General features: G+C 72.6%; 18 protein-coding genes and 2 pseudogenes. 9 read left to right on the top strand and 11 right to left on the bottom strand.

The features are described 5' to 3' along the window. Nucleotides 1-210 (top strand): annotated as a pseudogene (locus JHD21_RS13210) (hypothetical protein); the annotation flags it as partial. Nucleotides 211-223: 13 nt separating this feature from the next. Here JHD21_RS13210 and JHD21_RS13205 read toward each other — a convergent pair. The 4 genes from JHD21_RS13205 to JHD21_RS13190 are packed head-to-tail and all read right to left on the bottom strand — an operon-like array spanning nt 224 to nt 3,400. Beyond that, nucleotides 224-1,033: a GAF and ANTAR domain-containing protein gene (locus JHD21_RS13205; RefSeq protein WP_292675999.1), complete on the bottom strand. Its 810-nt coding sequence runs from the start codon at nt 1,031-1,033 to the stop codon at nt 224-226. 5 nt (nt 1,034-1,038) lie between these two features. After that, nucleotides 1,039-1,806, bottom strand: a complete 768-nt coding sequence (locus JHD21_RS13200; RefSeq protein ID WP_292675996.1) for a GAF and ANTAR domain-containing protein — start codon at nt 1,804-1,806, stop codon at nt 1,039-1,041. A gap of 14 nt (nt 1,807-1,820) precedes the next feature. Next, the gene (locus JHD21_RS13195) at nt 1,821-3,053 is read right to left on the bottom strand and encodes a hypothetical protein (RefSeq protein WP_292675994.1); all 1,233 of its coding nucleotides are present in this window, start codon (nt 3,051-3,053) and stop codon (nt 1,821-1,823) included. Then, nucleotides 3,050-3,400 carry a histidine triad nucleotide-binding protein gene (locus tag JHD21_RS13190; RefSeq protein WP_292675990.1) on the bottom strand — a complete coding sequence of 117 codons (351 nt, stop codon included), beginning with the start codon at nt 3,398-3,400 and terminating at the stop codon, nt 3,050-3,052. The genes JHD21_RS13195 and JHD21_RS13190 overlap by 4 nt, the downstream gene beginning before the upstream one ends. A 93-nt stretch (nt 3,401-3,493) precedes the next feature. Between JHD21_RS13190 and JHD21_RS13185 the strand changes: the two genes are divergently transcribed. The 4 genes from JHD21_RS13185 to JHD21_RS13170 are packed head-to-tail and all read left to right on the top strand — an operon-like array spanning nt 3,494 to nt 7,025. Continuing rightward, nucleotides 3,494-4,045 (top strand): SigE family RNA polymerase sigma factor, encoded by a 552-nt coding sequence (locus JHD21_RS13185; protein WP_292675987.1) that lies wholly within the window; start codon nt 3,494-3,496, stop codon nt 4,043-4,045. Continuing rightward, the gene (locus JHD21_RS13180) at nt 4,045-4,995 is read left to right on the top strand and encodes a Gmad2 immunoglobulin-like domain-containing protein (RefSeq protein WP_292675984.1); all 951 of its coding nucleotides are present in this window, start codon (nt 4,045-4,047) and stop codon (nt 4,993-4,995) included. The genes JHD21_RS13185 and JHD21_RS13180 overlap by 1 nt, the downstream gene beginning before the upstream one ends. Nucleotides 4,996-5,035: 40 nt before the next feature. Beyond that, a complete protein-coding gene (locus JHD21_RS13175) occupies nt 5,036-5,959 on the top strand; it encodes a Gmad2 immunoglobulin-like domain-containing protein (RefSeq protein ID WP_292675981.1) in 924 nt (307 codons plus the stop codon). 10 nt (nt 5,960-5,969) lie between these two features. Next, nucleotides 5,970-7,025 carry a winged helix DNA-binding domain-containing protein gene (locus JHD21_RS13170; protein ID WP_292675978.1) on the top strand — a complete coding sequence of 352 codons (1,056 nt, stop codon included), beginning with the start codon at nt 5,970-5,972 and terminating at the stop codon, nt 7,023-7,025. Here JHD21_RS13170 and JHD21_RS13165 read toward each other — a convergent pair. Genes JHD21_RS13165 through hrcA form a run of 3 tightly spaced genes read right to left on the bottom strand, consistent with a single transcriptional unit; the run spans nt 7,022 to nt 10,012 of the window. Then, complete coding sequence (locus JHD21_RS13165; protein ID WP_292675975.1) at nt 7,022-7,768, bottom strand: 16S rRNA (uracil(1498)-N(3))-methyltransferase; 747 nt, start codon at nt 7,766-7,768, stop codon at nt 7,022-7,024. The two genes, JHD21_RS13170 and JHD21_RS13165, sit on opposite strands and share 4 nt — an antisense overlap. 9 nt (nt 7,769-7,777) lie before the next feature. Then, nucleotides 7,778-8,956 (bottom strand): molecular chaperone DnaJ, encoded by a 1,179-nt coding sequence (gene dnaJ / locus JHD21_RS13160; RefSeq protein WP_292675971.1) that lies wholly within the window; start codon nt 8,954-8,956, stop codon nt 7,778-7,780. 48 nt (nt 8,957-9,004) lie between these two features. After that, complete coding sequence (hrcA, locus tag JHD21_RS13155; protein WP_292675969.1) at nt 9,005-10,012, bottom strand: heat-inducible transcriptional repressor HrcA; 1,008 nt, start codon at nt 10,010-10,012, stop codon at nt 9,005-9,007. 126 nt (nt 10,013-10,138) lie between these two features. Here hrcA and JHD21_RS13150 point away from each other — a divergent pair, with 126 nt between their 5' ends. The 4 genes from JHD21_RS13150 to JHD21_RS13135 are packed head-to-tail and all read left to right on the top strand — an operon-like array spanning nt 10,139 to nt 12,851. Then, nucleotides 10,139-10,825 carry a DUF2470 domain-containing protein gene (locus JHD21_RS13150; RefSeq protein ID WP_292675966.1) on the top strand — a complete coding sequence of 229 codons (687 nt, stop codon included), beginning with the start codon at nt 10,139-10,141 and terminating at the stop codon, nt 10,823-10,825. Between the two features lie 29 nt (nt 10,826-10,854). Next, nucleotides 10,855-11,730 (top strand): MBL fold metallo-hydrolase, encoded by an 876-nt coding sequence (locus tag JHD21_RS13145; RefSeq protein ID WP_292675963.1) that lies wholly within the window; start codon nt 10,855-10,857, stop codon nt 11,728-11,730. Nucleotides 11,731-11,747: 17 nt separating this feature from the next. Next, nucleotides 11,748-11,945, top strand: coding sequence for a hypothetical protein (locus JHD21_RS13140; protein ID WP_292675959.1), 198 nt, complete (start codon nt 11,748-11,750; stop codon nt 11,943-11,945). A gap of 60 nt (nt 11,946-12,005) precedes the next feature. Next, nucleotides 12,006-12,851 carry a DUF3097 domain-containing protein gene (locus tag JHD21_RS13135; RefSeq protein WP_292675956.1) on the top strand — a complete coding sequence of 282 codons (846 nt, stop codon included), beginning with the start codon at nt 12,006-12,008 and terminating at the stop codon, nt 12,849-12,851. A gap of 25 nt (nt 12,852-12,876) precedes the next feature. Here the strand turns inward: JHD21_RS13135 and JHD21_RS13130 are convergent, their stop codons facing one another. The 4 genes and pseudogenes from JHD21_RS13130 to JHD21_RS13115 form a co-directional block, all read right to left on the bottom strand. After that, the gene (locus tag JHD21_RS13130) at nt 12,877-13,269 is read right to left on the bottom strand and encodes a TM2 domain-containing protein (RefSeq protein ID WP_292675953.1); all 393 of its coding nucleotides are present in this window, start codon (nt 13,267-13,269) and stop codon (nt 12,877-12,879) included. A gap of 33 nt (nt 13,270-13,302) precedes the next feature. Then, nucleotides 13,303-14,499: a radical SAM family heme chaperone HemW gene (gene hemW / locus JHD21_RS13125; RefSeq protein ID WP_292675950.1), complete on the bottom strand. Its 1,197-nt coding sequence runs from the start codon at nt 14,497-14,499 to the stop codon at nt 13,303-13,305. Nucleotides 14,500-14,519: 20 nt separating this feature from the next. After that, nucleotides 14,520-15,497: a 3,4-dioxygenase subunit beta gene (locus JHD21_RS13120; RefSeq protein ID WP_292675947.1), complete on the bottom strand. Its 978-nt coding sequence runs from the start codon at nt 15,495-15,497 to the stop codon at nt 14,520-14,522. A 117-nt stretch (nt 15,498-15,614) separates the two neighbouring features. After that, nucleotides 15,615-16,031, bottom strand: a pseudogene (locus tag JHD21_RS13115) (long-chain fatty acid--CoA ligase); the annotation flags it as partial.

The following is a 16,031-nucleotide window of genomic DNA, read 5'->3' as shown; positions in this document are numbered from 1 at the left end:
CCCCCGTGGTTCCCCGGCGGTCACCTGCCGGAGGACGCCCGGCGGATGGGCCTCACCCACCACGTCGGCGAGGGCGCGCTGCTCGACTTCGCCGGCAACCTCGACGGCGCCAAGCCGCTGCACCGGTTCACCGCCTGGGCTCTGCTCGTCGTCTTCGGCCTGCCGGTCGTGTTCGCCGTCCTGCGGCTGCTCCAGGCGCTGGCCGCCTGACCTGGACCGCCGCTCACCCGTCCCCGGCCGTCGTCCTGACGTACTGCACCAGGGCCTCCCCGCGGAGCTCGCGGTTCACCACCTGGGCGGCGACGTCACCGAGCTTGCGGCCGTGGTCACGGGCATAGCGCCGCAGCACGACGAAGGCGTCGTCGATCGCCAGACCCCCCGCGTGGGCGATGACCCCCTTCGCCTGCTCCAGGACCACCCGGCTGTTGAGCGCGTGCTGGAGCTGGGTGTTGACGGTCGCCAGGTCGGCCGCGGACTTCTCGTTGACGATGGCGACACTGGCGACGTGGGCCATGGACTGCGCCAGTCCCAGGTCGCTCTCCTCGAGATGCCCGACCGACTCCCCGAAGAGACCAAGGCCTCCGAGGACGTAGCCGCGAAGCCGCATCGGCACTGCGTGCACGGACGCGAAGCCGGCGTCGAGGGCGGCCCGGGTGAACTGGGGCCACCGCTGCTCCTCCGCGGCCAGGTCGGGCGCGGTGACCGTCGCTCCGTCGCGGTAGCAGTCCAGGCAGGGTCCCTCGTCCCGCTGGAGCTGGAACAGCTCCAGCTGCTGGGTGCGCTCGGACGACGCCGCCGCGAGGTGGAGCACCCCGCGTTCGTCAGCGAGGAGCAGACCCGCGGACGCGATGTCGAGGAGCTCGGCGCAGTGTGCCGTGAGCCGAGACAGCATCTCCAGCACGTCGTAGTCGTTGACCAGCTCGTCCGACAGGTCGACGAAGGCGCGGATGATGTCGTGCTCCCTGCGCACCGCCCGCGCGGTCGTCGGACCCTCCTCCCCGGCTCCCGGCGTGATCCCCGTCCCCGTGTCCATCCCGTTCACGTTCCCATCCCCGTTCCATCCTGGCCGTCGCGCTCGAGCTCGAGCCCGTCCTCGAGGACGGCTCGAGCCACCTGGCTCGCGGTCCGACCCGTGGCGATGGCGTGCGCACGGAGCCGCACCAGCGCCTCGGCCGGGCCGACGTTCAGCTGGGAGATCAACACCCCGGTCGCCTGGTAGACCTCGATGCGGTCCAGCTCCGCCAGCCGGCCCCAGCCGTCGTCGTCAGCGGCGGCGGCGCCGGCGTCCGGGACGTCGTCGGGAGTGTCGGTCGCCATCAGGTCGAGCAAGGTCAACGAGGCCAGATGAGCGGCCACGGCTGCTCCGGCGAGCTGCTCGTCTGCCATCGGACCGGGCGTATCGCGGAACAGGTCGAGCGCACCGACACACATCGAGGTGACCATGATCGGCAGGGCGAACACCCCGCGGATCCCGTCGCCCAGGACGGCGCCGGCGAACGCCGGCCACCTCCGTTCGTCGGGCGAGTCGAGGTCGGGCACCAGCACCGCCTCACGCCTGGCCACGGCATCCAGGCACGGCCCCTCACCGAAGGTGAACTGGTACTCGTCGAGCCTCCGGCTGGTCTCGCTGCTGGAGCCGAACGTGCCCCGGGACGCTCCGTCGTAGACCACGGACACGGCGGCGCCGTCCACCCCGAGCAGTCCCACGCTGGCCACGCACAACGCGTTGGCGGCCGGTATGCCCGGTGGGGCGCCCGCCACCGCTGCGTGGAGCTCAGCCCGCATCGCCGCCAGTGACGCAGTCATCGGCGCGGCACGTCCTAGACCTCGTCGTCGAAGACGACCTGCAGGATCCCGAGGCACATCTCGTCGGTGGTGCCTTCGCCCCAGACGACGTACTTCTCCTGGGTCCCCTCGAACGCCGGAAGGAGGTCGCGCAGCTCCTGGCTGTGGTGGCAGGTGACCCGCAGCGTGTCGCCGGCGTCGACGTGCAGGGGCTCGATCCGCCGGGCGCCCTGGTCGTCGAAGTTCCACAGCGGGATGTCGAGCACCTCCGTGCTCTCCGGTGTCCCGGGGTTGGCCTCGATCTTGAGCCACTGCCCCAGCAGGTGCATGTGGCCGGCGGCGCCCAGGATCGTCATCGACCGCGGGACCGTGCGCGTGCAGGTCGTGGTCTCGGTCGCGTAGACGTTGGTGCCGCACAGCAGGTGCAGCAGGTTGGCGAGCTGCCCGGGTCCCTCCCCGAACCGCTCCTTCGCGTCCTCGACCGAGGCCTCCCGGTCACAGAGCGAGCCGAGCGCGTGCTCGGACCGGCACGGCAGCTCCACCGGGGCCGGGAGCAGCGTGGTGTGCACGGGCTTGATGTCCGAGCCGGCCTTGGGGGTCCAGCGGATCTGCGTCGCGGACCGGTCAGGGCCGTTGCCGAGGAGCAGGTTGTAGTGCACCTGCATGACGATCCTGGTGCCCTGGTCGAGGGACGAGCCGTAGCCTGGCCGGGCCACCGTCTCCCGGCCGCCCGGCGCCCAGGCGCCGAGCCACGCGGCGTCGTCCACCTGGTTGAACTCGCCCTCGAGGCCCATCCCGCCGAAGCAGGTCCAGCCCGGTTCCGGCGAGGCGTCGTCCTCGGCCTGCGCGGCCGCGACGTCGTCCTCGGTGACCCGGAACAGGATGACGTGGTGGACGATCTCGGGGTTGCCCGGCTTGATCTGCGTCCCGGTCAGCCAGGCGTCCTCGGGGAGCTCGGGGTCGAGCAGGAAGCAGCGGTAGTCGTCGGTGCCCGTCCCGTTGGGCGGTGACGGCGAGTACGCCGTGGGGATCTGCAGGGTCGTGCGCTGCTCGCCGGCGCGGAGCTTGCGCCCCTTGACCGGCGCCGTGGACACCGGCGTCGTGTCGTCGTGGGAGACGACGACCGGCTCGGTGTCGACCGGCGTGACGGTCCGCTCCCGGGCCGGGTCCGGCTCGCCCAGGGCCACGACGCCACCGACGACGACGGCGATGCCGACCAGGGCGGCGAGCGAGAGCCGGAGCCGGCCGGCCTCCCGGAGGCGCCTCATCCGGGCGGCCAGCTCATCGACCGGCCCGCGAGCAGGTGCAGATGGGTGTGGAAGACGGTCTGGCCCGCGTCGGCGCCGGTGTTGAGCACCAGCCGGTAGGAGTCGTAGCCCTCGGCGGTGGCCACCGCGTGCGCCGTCGTGACCAGCTCGGCCGAGGCGGCGGGGTCGCCCGCGGCCAGCTCGGCCGCGGTGGCGTAGTGGTCCTTGGGGACGACCAGCACGTGCGTGGGCGCCTGGGCGTTGACGTCGCGGAACGCGACGGTGCGCTCGGTGCTGTGCACGATGTCGCCCGGCACGTCACCGGCGACGATCCCGCAGAACAGACATCCCTCAACGGCTGCAGACACTGGGCTCCCTCCCCGACTGGCCATGGTCGCACACGGGCGGACCCGGCGTCGTGTCAACCGGATGCGTGCGCAGCGCGTCCCACTATCGTGAGCGTGCATGCGGAGGCGCGGGCCGTGAGGCCGGGTGAGGGCTGGGACGCCGATGCGGCGCTCGAGCAGCTGTACGCCGCGCACTGGCGGCGCCTGGTCCGGCTCTCGGTCCTGCTCCTGCACGACCAGGGTGCCGCCGAGGAGGTCGTGCAGGACGCGTTCGTCGCCATGCACGGCCGGTGGTCCCACCTGCGGGACCCCGACAAGGCGCTCGCCTACCTGCGCCAGGCCGTCGTCAACCGGTCCCGGTCGGCGCTGCGGCACCGTGGCGTCGCCGAACGCCACGCGGGCCGACAGCCGCCCCCGGCCGACGAGCCGCCCTCCGACGACGGGATCGCCGGCGCCGGCCGGCGTACCGCCGTGCTCGACGCCCTCCGTCGGCTCCCCGACCGACAGCGTGAGGTGCTCGCGCTGCGCTACTACCTCGACCTGTCCGAGGCCGAGATCGCCGAGACGCTGGGCATCGCCCGCGGCTCGGTCAAGGCGCACGCCTCCCGCGGCGCCGCAGCCCTCCGCGGGCTGCTCGCCGACCAGCTCTCCGAAGGTGACCTGTGATGGACGACCTGACCCGACTGATCCAGGACGCGGTCGCCGACGTCGAGCCCACCGACCGGCTGGCCGAGATCCGTGGTGCCGCGGAGCGGACGCCACACCGGTTCGGCTGGTACGCCGGCGGGGGCGCGCTCCTGGCGGTCGCCGCGACCGTCACGGCGTTCTCGCTGCTCACCGACCCGGCCGACGAACGCAGGGAGGACGTCGGCCCAGGCGCCACGTCACCGACGGGCGCGGTCGCCAGCGAGACGCCGGGACCTCCTCCTCAGGCGGTGTACTTCGTGGGTGACACCTCGGTGGGACCGCGACTCTTCCGCGAGTTCCGGCCGGTCGCCGACGGGCCGTCGCTCGAGGCTGCGGTCGAGGCCCTGAACCGGGGACCGTGGGACCCGGACTACCGCAGCTACTTCCCGGCGGAGGCGTTCATCGGCGCCGACGTCCGCGAGGGGATCATCAACGTGACGGTCGAGCCGTGGGTGCACGACCGGCCGGCGAACATGACGACGGTCCAGGCCGAGCTGGCCCTGCAGCAGCTCGTCTACTCCGTCCAGGCCGGTGCGGGCGAGCCTCTGCCGGTACAGCTCCGCATCGGCCGGAACCCCACCGACACCGTGTTCGACGTACCGACGTCGGAGCCGATCACGAACGTGCCCCAGCTGGACGTCCTGTCCCTGGTCAGCATCAGCGACCCGGTGGAGAGCCTCCAGGTCCGCGACAGCTTCATCGCCCGCGGCGCCGCCAGCTCCTTCGAGGGCAACGTCCCCTGGGAGCTGCGCGACGCCGACGGGACCGTCGTGGAGAGCGGAGCCGCCACGGCGGCGATGGAGACGCGCCTGGTCGAGTGGGAGACCGAGCCCATCGACGTGTCCGACCTCGAGCCCGGTCCGTACACGTTCGTCGCCACCACGGACGACGCGAGGTTCACCGACACGCGGACCGTCATCGTCCTGTAGGTCCGCAACGCCGCAGCGATCCCACCTGAGGATGGACACCATGACCCGACTTCCCCGTCACCGTGCCTGCGTCGCCGCGTCCGCCCTCGTCCTGTCCATGGGGCTGGCGGCGTGCGGCGACGAGGAGCCGACCGCCCAGGACCCGGGCGACGGCGAGACCTCCTCGGCCGCGGGCGAACCCACCGACGAGCCGACCGGCGACCCCACCGATGACGTCTCCGCGACAGCCACACCCACCGACCTGGTCACCGTCCCCGTCTACTTCGTCGGCGACACCCCGAACGGCCCCGCGCTCTACCGGGAGTTCCGCAAGGTCGAGGCGGACAACCCGATGGACGAGGCCGTCGCCTTGATGACTGCCGGCGACGCGCTCGACCCCGACTACCGGACCCTCTACCCGGGCGGGACCTTCGAGAGCGTCGCCTTCAGCGAGGGCGCCGGCGCGATCGTGGCCCAGGTCGAGGACGACGGCTGGAACGCTCCGGGCGACCTGAGCAAGCGGGAGGCCAAGCTGGCCGTCCAGCAGCTCGTCTACACGGTCCAGGGGATCCAGCAGGAACGCCTGCCGGTGCTGGTGCAGAACGGCTCCGACCCGGCTCCGCTGTTCGGCGTCGACACCTCTGGCGGCCTCAAGGCCGCCAAGCCGCTGGACGTCCTGGCCTTCATGAACGTCACCACGCCCGAGGAGGGCGCCACGGTCAGCGGCAGCTTCACCGCCGAGGGCGTCGGCAGCTCGTTCGAGGCGACGGTGATCTGGGAGGTCCGAGACGCGTCCGGGGCGGCCGTCCTGGAGGGCTTCACGACCGCCGAGGGCTGGATCGACAAGCTCTACCCCTGGACCGCCGAGGTCGACCTCGGCGGGCTCGCACCGGGCACCTACACGTTCGCGGCGCTGACCGACGACCCGTCGGACGGCGAGGGCGGCGGCCCGACCGAGGACACCAAGACCATCGTCGTTCAATAGCCTGGATCGGGTGAGGCTCAGCCGCCAGCGGCTCAACCGGACGCTGCTGCACCGTCAGCACCTGCTCGAGCGCACCTCGACGACGCCGCACGACCTGGTCCGGCACCTCGTCGGGCTCCAGGCGCAGGAGAACCTGCCGCCCTACCTGTCCCTGGCCGCCCGACTCGAGGGCTTCGACCCCTACGCCGTCAGCACCGCGCTCGAGGACCGCTCGCTCGTCCGGCTGCTCACCATGCGCGGGACGATCCACCTCCTGACACCCGAGGACGCGCTGACCCTCCGGCCGTGGGTCCAGGCCCGGATGGAGGCCGAGCTGCGCTCCAGCCAGAACGTGCGCGACGTCAAGGGCCTGGACCGCGCGGCGTTCGACCACGCACTCCGCAAGGTCCTCGCCCACGGACCGCTCCCCCAGCGCGAGCTGTCCGCGGCGCTTGCCGCCCACTTCCCGGACGCACCGCCCACCCAGCTCGGGCAGCTCGCCCGGCTGGTGGCGCCGCTGGCCCAGCTGCCGCCGCGCGGCTGCTGGAAGCGGTCCGGCGGCGTGGTCTACGACCTCGTCGACCGCTGGGTCGAGGACGACCTCGTGGAGCCGACGCCGGACGTCGTCCAGGAGATCGTCCGCCGCTACCTGCGCGCCTTCGGCCCTGCCTCGGCCGCGGACGTCACAGCCTGGTCGGCGATCACCCGACTGGGCCCGGTGCTCACGGGCATGACCGACCTGGTGACCTACGAGGACGACAACGGCAAGGTGCTCTACGACGTCCCCGAGGGCGAGCTCGCGGACGAGGACGTTCCTGCGCCGGTCCGGCTGCTCGGCGCCTACGACAACGTCTGGCTCTCCCACGCCGCCCGCGACCGGGTCACCGACCCGGAGTCGCGCCACGCCTGGTCCGGGGTCAACGGCGCGAGCGCCTCCGCGTTCTTCGCCGACGGGTGGCTGGTCGGGCTGTGGCGAGCCGAGGACGGCCGGATCGAGATCCTCCAGACCCTCCGGACGCTGACCAAGGCCGAGAGGGGCGAGCTCGAGGACGAGATCGCGCGCACCGAGGCCCTGCTGCGCTCCTAGGACCGGCTCCAGCGCGGCGTTCGGGACAGCAGCGCCGCGACCGCTGCCACGCCGGCGGTGGAGGTGCGCAGGACCTCGGCCCCGAGGCGTACGGCGACCGCGCCGGCGTCGGTGAAGGCGGCCAGCTCGTCGTCGGAGAGGCCGCCCTCGGGTCCGACCACCACGAGAACCCGGCCGCTCGGCGGCACCTCGACCGAGGTCAGCGACACCGAGGCACCCTCGTGCAGGACGACCGCCAGGTCGGCGGACGCCAGGAGCCCCACGACGTCCGCGGTCGACACGAGCGGGCCGACCTCGGGCAACCAGGCCCGGCGGGACTGCTTCGCGGCCTCCCGGGCGGTGGCTCGCCAGCGGGCGAGGGCCTTGTCAGCGCGCTCGCCCTTCCAGACCGCGACCGACCGGGAGGCGGCCCACGGCACGATCGCGGCCACGCCGATCTCGGTGAGCACCTCGACGGCGAGCTCGCCGCGGTCGCCCTTGGGCAGCGCCTGGACCACCACGACCGCCGGCTGCGGCTCGGGGACCCGGTCGACCGAGGCCACGGTCACGGCGAACCTCCGCTTGCCCGTCTCCGAGACCGCCCCGACCACGGACGTTCCCGCCCCGTCGGTGAGGACCACGGACTCACCGAGCCGGAGACGCCGTACGGCGACCGCGTGGTGCGCCTCGTCCCCGTCGACCTCCACCGCCGCGCCGACGGCGACGCCGTCGAGCGACGGCACCAGGTGGACGGGCAGCGACATCGGCGCGGCCTAGTGCGGGTTGAACGCGTCGCGCAGCCGGCCGAACACCGACTTGTTGCCGCCCGCCTTGACCGAGCCGGTGGGCTGCTCCTCGCCGCGGATCGCGGCCAGCTCGGTGAGGAGCTCCTCCTGCCGGGGGTCCAGCCGGGTCGGTGTCTCGACCGCGATGGTGACGATGAGGTCGCCCCGGCCACCGCGCAGCCCCGGCACGCCGCGGCCGCGGAGCACCGCCTCGGTGCCGGACTGCGTGCCCGGCTTGATGTCGAGCTCGAACGACGTCTCGAGGTCCGTCGCCGCCGCCCCCTCCGGGGGCACCACGTCGGCCTCCAGGGTCGGCAGCTCCAGCGTGGTGCCGAGTGCGGCCGCGGTCATCGGCACCGTGACCGTGCAGTGCAGGTCGTTGCCGTGCCGGGTGAACGTGGGGTGGCGGGCCACGGAGATCTCGACGTAGAGGTCGCCCGGGGGACCACCCCCGGGGCCCACCTCCCCCTGCTCGCTCAGCTGCACACGGGTGCCGGTGTCCACGCCCGCCGGGATCTTGACGGTCAGGCTGCGCCGAGACCGGACCCGGCCGTCGCCCGAGCACTCCCGGCAGGGGTCCGGGATGATCGAGCCGAAGCCGCGGCACGCCGCGCACGGCCGCAGGGTGCGGATCTCGCCGAGGAAGGACCGCTGGACGTGGGCGACCTCGCCCGCGCCGCGGCAGGTCTCGCACGGGATCGGGTGCGTGCCCGGAGCAGCGCCCTCGCCGCCACAGGTCGAGCAGACGACCGCGGTGTCGACCTTGAGCTCGCGGCTGACCCCGAACGCCGCCTCCGCCAGGTCGATGTCGAGCCGGATCAGTGCGTCCTGACCACGGCGCACGCGCGGGCGGGGCCCACGGGTCTGGGCGCCGGGCTGGCCCCCGAAGAACGCGTCCATGATGTCGGTGAACGAGAAGCCGGCACCCTGCCCGCCGAAGCCCGCTCCACCGAACGGGTCGCCGCCGCGGTCGTAGGCCGCCCGCTTCTGTGGGTCGGACAGCACCTCGTAGGCGCGCGAGACCTCCTTGAAGCGCTCCTGGGTGTCCGGGTCGGGGTTGACGTCGGGGTGCAGCTGGCGCGCGAGCTTTCTGTAGGCCTTCTTGATGGTGTCGGCGTCCGCGTCGGGGGCGACACCCAGGAGGTCGTACAGGTCCTGGCTGGTCACTCAGTTCCTTCCGGTCAGGCTCGGGTCAGGCTGGTCTTGTGGGTGGGGTCAGGCCTCGTCGAGGAGGCGGGAGACGTAGCGGGCCACGGCGCGCACCGCAGCCATGGTGCCTGGGTAGTCCATACGCGTCGGGCCCACGATCCCCAGGGTCGCGACGGCCTCGTCGTGGGGGCCGTAGCCGGTGGCCACCACCGACGTCGACGACAGCTCCTCGTAGGGACCCTCGGCCCCGATCCGCACGGTCACGGCGCCGCCCTCGGTCGCCTCGCCGAGCAGCTTGAGCAGCACGACGTGCTCCTCGATCGCCTCGAGGAGCGGTCGCACGGCGGAGTCGAAGTGGTCGCCGTAGCGCGCCAGGTTGGCCGTGCCGCCCACGGCGATCCGCTCGTCGGAGCGGTGGTCGACCATGGCGTCCACCAGCACGTCGACGATGACCGTGGTGGTCGGGTCCGTCGACTCGAGGTCGCGCAGGGCCGTCACGGCCTCCGCGATGACCTGACCGGCCGCCGCCCGTCCGATGACCGTGCGCAGGTCGGCGAGCACCTCGTCGGTCAGCGGTACGGCGACCTCGACGACACGTTGCTCGACGCGGCCCGAGCTCAGGATCAGGACGACGAGCAGCCGGGTCGGCGCCAGCGCGACGAGCTCCACGTGGCGCACGGTCGACCGGGAGAGCGTCGGGTACTGCACCACGGCGACCTGCCTGGTCAGCTGGGACAGCAGCCGGACCGAGCGGCTGACGACGTCGTCCAGGTCGACCGCGCCGTCGAGGAAGGTCGAGATGGCGCGCTTCTCGGCGGGGCTCATCGGCTTGACCGTGGTCAGCCGGTCGACGAACAGCCGGTAGCCCTTGTCGGTGGGCACCCGGCCCGCGCTGGTGTGGGGCTGGGTGATGTAGCCCTCGTCCTCGAGCGTCGCCATGTCGTTGCGCACCGTGGCGGGGCTGACCCCGAGCCGGTGCCGCTCGACCAGCGCCTTGGAGCCCACGGGCTCCTCGGTCGCGACGTAGTCCTCGACGATCGCCCGGAGCACGGCGAGCTTGCGGTCCTCCTGCACGCTCCACCTCCTGCTGGCACTCGGGTCTGCGGAGTGCCAAGCGTACCCGGATCCCGCCATGATCCGGTGGTCCGCCAGCGCGGTCGTACACTAGGTTAGGCAACCCTAACTTCTGAGGAGGTTCGCGTGCCCGAGACCGACGCCGCGCTCGCCCGCAGCATCCTGGCCTGCTGTGCCGAGGCCGCCCTGACCGTCGACGAGTTCCCGGCCGCCGGCGACGACGCGGACCTGGGCCTGCGCGACGTCCACGGGATCCCGACCTTCTCCTGCCGGTCGCGGGCGGTCCTCACCGAGGCCGGACGGGCCCGGAGCCCCGCCCTGGTGACGCTCAGCAGCGGCCTGGGACCTGACGGTGGCCCCGAGCGCGGGCACAGCCTCACCATCACCGGCCTCCTCCGCCCCGGGCTCGTCGAGGACTGCCCGTGCTGTGGCGAGAGACGGCACGACATCCACCTGGAGGTCGACCTCGTGGTCCTCACCCGAGCCGACGGGTCACCGCAGGTCACCGTGCCCCAGGACGCGTTCCTCGACCCACGCCTGCGTCTGAACCGCGGCCACCTCCAGCGCGCCCGCGAGCACGCCAACGACTGCCACCGCGACAGCCTCCGCGACGTCGTCCTGCAGCGCACGGACACGGTCGACGAGGAGCTCCTCGACGCCCGGATGACCGGCCTGACCACCCGCGGCGTCGAGCTCTCGTGGATCGACCTCGAGGGCGGCCACCAGGCCGCCGTGCCGTTCTCACGGCCGGCCCGCACGGTGGAGGAGCTGGCGGCGCTGGTGCGCCGCGAGCTGCACACCGGGATCTGCTGACCGAGGAGGGCACCGCCTACGGTGGGCGGGTGGCCACCGCGGGATTCACCGAGATCGCCGACCGGGTCTGGGTGGCGAGGTACGACTGGTTCGACGTCAACGTCACCCTGGTCGGGGGCACCGACGGGCTCCTGGTCGTCGACACCCACGCGTCGGACCGCGCGGCCCGCGCGGTCGTCGACGACGTACGCCGGCTGGGTGCCGGCGAGGTGCGCGCCGTCGTCAACACCCACGAGCACTTCGACCACACCTTCGGCAACGCCGCGTTCCGGGCGGCGTACGGGCCGGTGCCGATCCATGCCCACGAGGTCGCTGCCGAGCGGACGGTGAGCGCCGGCGAGCGGGTCCAGGCGCTGTACGACGAGGACGACAACCTCGACGACCCGCACCGCGACGAGGTGCAGGACACCGAGATCGTCCCTGCCGACACGACGTTCTCGTCCGCGGTCGCGCTGGACCTGGGCGACCGGCTGGTCGAGCTGGTGCACCCGGGCCGCGGTCACACGGCGGGCGACCTCGTGGTGCGCGTGCCCGACGCCGACGTGCTCCTGGCCGGCGACCTGGTCGAGGAGTCGATGGCTCGGCGCGGTGTTCCGGGCTTCGGTGACGACTGCTACCCGATGGAGTGGCCGCTGAGCCTCGACATCGTCCTCGGACTGACGACGGCGGCCAGCGTCGTCGTACCCGGTCACGGCGCACCGGTGGACCGTGACTTCGTGGAGGAGCAGCGCAACGCCATCGGTGTGGTGGCCGAGACGATCCGGGACCTCGCGACCCGCGGGATCCCCCTCGCCGACGCCTTGGACGCCGCCGAGTGGCCCTACCCGCGTGAGGAGCTCGCGGCCGCCGTCCGCCGCGGTTACGAGCACCTGCCCCGGGCCCAGAAGCGGCTACCGCTCGTCTGAGCGGGTACCCCCAGCTCATGAGCAACTCATCAGGCGAGGGCATCACCGACGACCAGCTTCCCGAGGACCTGGTGCCGAGCGAGGACAACCCGCTCGCCGAGGGTCTGGACCCCGACGAGGTCCCCGACGACGTGGACCTGCTCGAGGGCAAGGACGCCGAGCAGTCCGCCGAGCAGTCCGCCAGCGACGACGCGACGGAAGACACAGCCCCGTAGTCGGACGGACCCCGGCGTGGCAGGACCGTGCTGGGGGTGGGCACCCCTAGCGTCGTGCCGGTGAGCGACCGCTACGGATCAGACGTCCTCTCGACCGACTGGCGCGCGCCCAAGCGCGGCCGCGCGGTCGACGCGGTGGCCGACCTCGGCACCGTCGTCGAGGAGGTCACCACCGACTGGTGCGGCGAGATCGTCGCGGTCGACCGCGACCTGCACACGCTGACACTCGAGGACCGCCGCGGGCGCCGACGGACCTTCCCGCTCGGCCCGGGCTTCCTGCTCGAGGGCCGCCCGGTCATCCTGAGCGCACCGGTCCGCCACGCGGCGCCGGCCAAGCCCACCCGCACCGCCTCCGGCTCGGTCGCCGTGCACGGCGCCCGGGCCAAGGTCGCCCGGGCGAGCCGGATCTTCGTGGAGGGGCGGCACGACGCCGAGCTGGTCGAGAAGGTCTGGGGTGACGACCTGCGCCTCGAGGGGGTCGTCGTCGAGTACCTCGGCGGCATCGACGACCTGGCCGGCCACCTCCGCGACTTCGGCCCCGGTCCACAGCGACGGGTCGGGGTGCTGGTCGACCACCTGGTCACCGGGTCGAAGGAGAGCCGGATCGCCCAGGAGGTGGCCCGCTCCCCCGTCGGTCGGCACGTGCTCGTGGTCGGGCACCCGTTCGTGGACGTCTGGCAGGCGATCAAGCCCGACCGGATCGGCCTCGCCGCCTGGCCGGACGTCCCGCGCTCGGTGGAGTGGAAGGTCGGCATCTGCCGCCACCTCGGCTGGCCGCACGCCGACCAGGCGGACATCGCCCGGGCCTGGCAGCACCTGCTGTCCCGGGTCGGCTCCTACGACGACCTCGAGCCGGCCCTGCTGGGCCGGGTCGAGGAGCTGATCGACTTCGTGACCACCGAGTGACCACCGAGTGACGGCCAGCTGACCGCTAGCTCCGGAGCATGTAGCCGTTGGCGTCCTTGCTGTCGGTCGCGAGCATGATGATGCCGTCGATGAACGGCCACAGCGCGCCGATCCCGCAGGTGATGATCGTGACGACCAGCTGCAGCACGCCCGTCTTGTTGTCGCCGATGTAGAACCGGCCGATGCCGAGCGGGATCAGGATCTGCAGGAGCCCGGCGACCAGCTTGGACTTGTCCGAGTACGGGATGCCGGTGACCGGGTGGATGCCGTAGGGCGTCGTCGCGCTCACGCCGTACGCGCCCGGCGGCGGCACCGGCCAGCCCGGCTGGCCCGGCTGGCCGTAGGGCGGCGGCGTGCCCTGTCCGTAGGGCGGCGGGGGCGGCGGGATCTGTGGATCGTTCTGGGGGTCCTGCGTCATGCCGCCACCGTAGGCCGGTCGGGCCGCCGGACGTCAGGGCACCAGGTCCCGAACCACCGCGTCGGCCAGGAGCCGCCCCCGGGTCGTCAGGTGCAGCCGGTCCGGGGAGGTGGCGACCAGCCCGTCCGTCTCCAGTCGCGGCACGGCTGCCCGCCCTGCCTCGTCGAGCGCGCTCGTCGGCAGTCCGGACCGCAGTCGGAGCTCCAGCAGGACCCGCTCCAGCCGTCGGGTCTCGGGATCGAGGACCTCGTGGTCCTGCATCGGGCTCCGCCCCGCGGCCAGCCTCTCGGCGTACGCCGCGGGGTGCTTGACGTTCCACCAGCGCACCCCGGCCACGTGCGAGTGGGCACCGGGCCCGACACCCCACCAGTCGCCACCCCGCCAGTAGAGGAGGTTGTGCCGGCAGCGGGCCTGCTCGGTGCGAGCCCAGTTCGACAGCTCGTACCAGCCGAGGCCGGCTGCCTCGAGCCGAGCGTCGGCGAGCAGGTACTTGTCCGCCAGGTCGTCCTCGTCCGGCGGCGGCAGCTCACCCCGCCGCACCCGGCGTCCCAGCGCGGTGCCGGCCTCGACGATCAGCGAGTACGCCGAGACGTGGTCCGGCTCGCAGGCCAGCGCGGCCTCCAGCGATCGTTCCCAGTCCGTGACCGACTCCCCCGGCGTGCCGTAGATCAGGTCCAGGCTCACCTGCTCGAAGCCGGCAGCCCTGGCCCACGCCACGACCTCGGGCACCCGCCGCGGGTCGTGGGTGCGGTCCAACACCCGCAGGACGTGGTCGACGGCGGACTGCATCCCGAACGAGACCCGGTTGATGCCACCGCGCCGCAGCCGCGCCAGGGACTCCGCCGTGACACTGTCCGGGTTGGCCTCGGTCGTCACCTCGGCACCGGCAGCGAGACCGAACTCGGCGTCGATCGCCGCCACGACCGAGGTGAGGGCCCCGGGGTCCAGAAGGGTCGGCGTGCCGCCGCCGAAGAAGATCGTGTCGACCGGGAGGTCGCGATCGCCGAGCACCGCCCGCGCCCGCCGTACCTCGGTGACCGCCGCCTCGGCGTAGGTCGCCCGGGAGGCACCTGGGACGCTCCGCCCTCCGTGACGGGAGCCCAGCTCCTCGGCGGTGTAGGTGTTGAAGTCGCAGTAGCCGCACCGGACCGTGCAGAAGGGGACGTGCACGTAGAACCCGAACCCCCGCTCGCCCGCGGTCACCAGCGCGTCCTCGGGCAGCTCCTCCACGGAGCCAGTGTGGCCGACGCTCAGACAGGCACGTTGAGCGAGATCGTGTAGCCCTCGTCGACCGAGCCGGTCACCGTCGCCATCTGCAGCGAGTAGCCGTCGCTGAAGACCCCGTCGGAGTCGAGGGAGAGCTGCGCGAGGTTGGAGACGCTGTCCTCGTAGCCGTCGACGCCGCCGTACACGGCGTCGCAGACGTCCTGCGGCAGCGCCAGCTGCGAGGTGCGCAGCTTGTTGGTGTAGCTGGTGGCGGCGTCGAGGGACTCGTAGACCTCGAAGTGCATGTGCGGCCACCGGCCCGCGTAGCAGGCGGGGAAGATGCTGGTGAACGTGAGGTTGCCGTCGGCGTCGGCCTCCTGGACCCCACGCAGGTAGTTCTCCTCAGTCACCCCGTCGGAGTAGAGGGAGTAGCGGCCCTCGCGGTCGCAGTGCCACAGGTAGATCGCGGCCCCGGGCAGTGCGGTGACCGCCTCACCGGTGAGGTCGTAGACGGTGAGGTTGACCGTGACCGGGACGCCGTCGGCGACCCCTGAGGCGGACCCGAACGACGAGGTGATGTCACTGCGGACCACGCCGCTCTCGCTGAGGACGTTGGCGCCGTTGGACCCGTCGCCCGGGTAGGGGCCGGCCGTCTCCTCGGGGATCTCCCCGTCGGCCACGGACACCGACGAGCCACCGCCTCCCGCGCCGCCGTCGGGCGGGCCCCCCTGGCCCGGCGTCGACGAGGAGCCGGCGGACCCGGTGCCGGCGGTGCCGGTGCCGCTGCCCGACGTGTCGTCGGCGCAGCCCACCAGCGCCACCGCGCCCACGCCGCCCATGATCCCGAGCAGTCCGCGTCTCCCCAGGGACCCGCCCAGGGACCTGCCCAGGGATCGGCCCAGGGATCGGTCCAGGGATCGGCCCTGGGTCGCGTTCCTGGCCTGCTCGACGATGATCGGCAGGTCGTGGGAGAGGCCGAGGTCGTGGTCCTCGAGGTCGTGGTGGGTATCAGCTGTCGTCATGCGACACAGGGAACACACCGAGTCTGTGCGTTCCCTGTGTCGAGTCCCAGCGCGGGCTGCGGAGTGTCTCGACCCGCCGGTCGCGAGCGGGCGCTCGTTCCTCGCGCCCGCTTCCGCTCAGGCGTAGAGCGCGTCGATCTTGTCCTTGTTGTTGTCCTGGACGACGCTGCGCTTGACCTTCATCGAGGGGGTGAGCTCACCGGACTCCACGGTGAGGTCGTGGTCGAGCAGCTCCCACCGCTTGATGGTCTCCCAGCGGTTGAGCTGGGCGTTCATCTCGTCGACGTAGCCGCCGACCATGGCCTTGACCTCGTCGGAGCCGACGATCTCGGCGTAGGACTTGCCGGACATCCCGTTCTCCTCGGCCCAGCCCGCCATCGCGTCGGGGTCGAGGGTGATCAGCGCGACGCAGTAGTTGCGGTCCTCGCCGAAGACCATGAACTGGCTTGCGTAGGGGCAGATCGCCTTGAACTTCGACTCGATCGCCGGCGGGGCGATGTACTTGCCGCCGGAGGTCTTGAAGAGCTCCTTGAT

It is taken from the genome of Nocardioides sp., from assembly GCF_016462705.1.
Lineage (GTDB): Bacteria > Actinomycetota > Actinomycetes > Propionibacteriales > Nocardioidaceae > Nocardioides.
The sequence above is the reverse complement of the archived record's forward strand: the minus strand, read 5'-3'. Positions and strand labels throughout refer to the sequence as shown.

Coding starts and splice junctions, on each gene's coding strand:
- JHD21_RS13205 (WP_292675999.1), bottom strand. CDS start 1,033: ATGGACACGGGGACGGGGATCACGCCGGGAGCCGGGGAGGAGGGTCCG.
- JHD21_RS13200 (WP_292675996.1), bottom strand. CDS start 1,806: ATGACTGCGTCACTGGCGGCGATGCGGGCTGAGCTCCACGCAGCGGTG.
- JHD21_RS13195 (WP_292675994.1), bottom strand. CDS start 3,053: ATGAGGCGCCTCCGGGAGGCCGGCCGGCTCCGGCTCTCGCTCGCCGCC.
- JHD21_RS13180 (WP_292675984.1), top strand. CDS start 4,045: ATGGACGACCTGACCCGACTGATCCAGGACGCGGTCGCCGACGTCGAG.
- JHD21_RS13175 (WP_292675981.1), top strand. CDS start 5,036: ATGACCCGACTTCCCCGTCACCGTGCCTGCGTCGCCGCGTCCGCCCTC.
- JHD21_RS13165 (WP_292675975.1), bottom strand. CDS start 7,768: ATGTCGCTGCCCGTCCACCTGGTGCCGTCGCTCGACGGCGTCGCCGTC.
- JHD21_RS13140 (WP_292675959.1), top strand. CDS start 11,748: ATGAGCAACTCATCAGGCGAGGGCATCACCGACGACCAGCTTCCCGAG.
- JHD21_RS13130 (WP_292675953.1), bottom strand. CDS start 13,269: ATGACGCAGGACCCCCAGAACGATCCACAGATCCCGCCGCCCCCGCCG.
- JHD21_RS13120 (WP_292675947.1), bottom strand. CDS start 15,497: ATGACGACAGCTGATACCCACCACGACCTCGAGGACCACGACCTCGGC.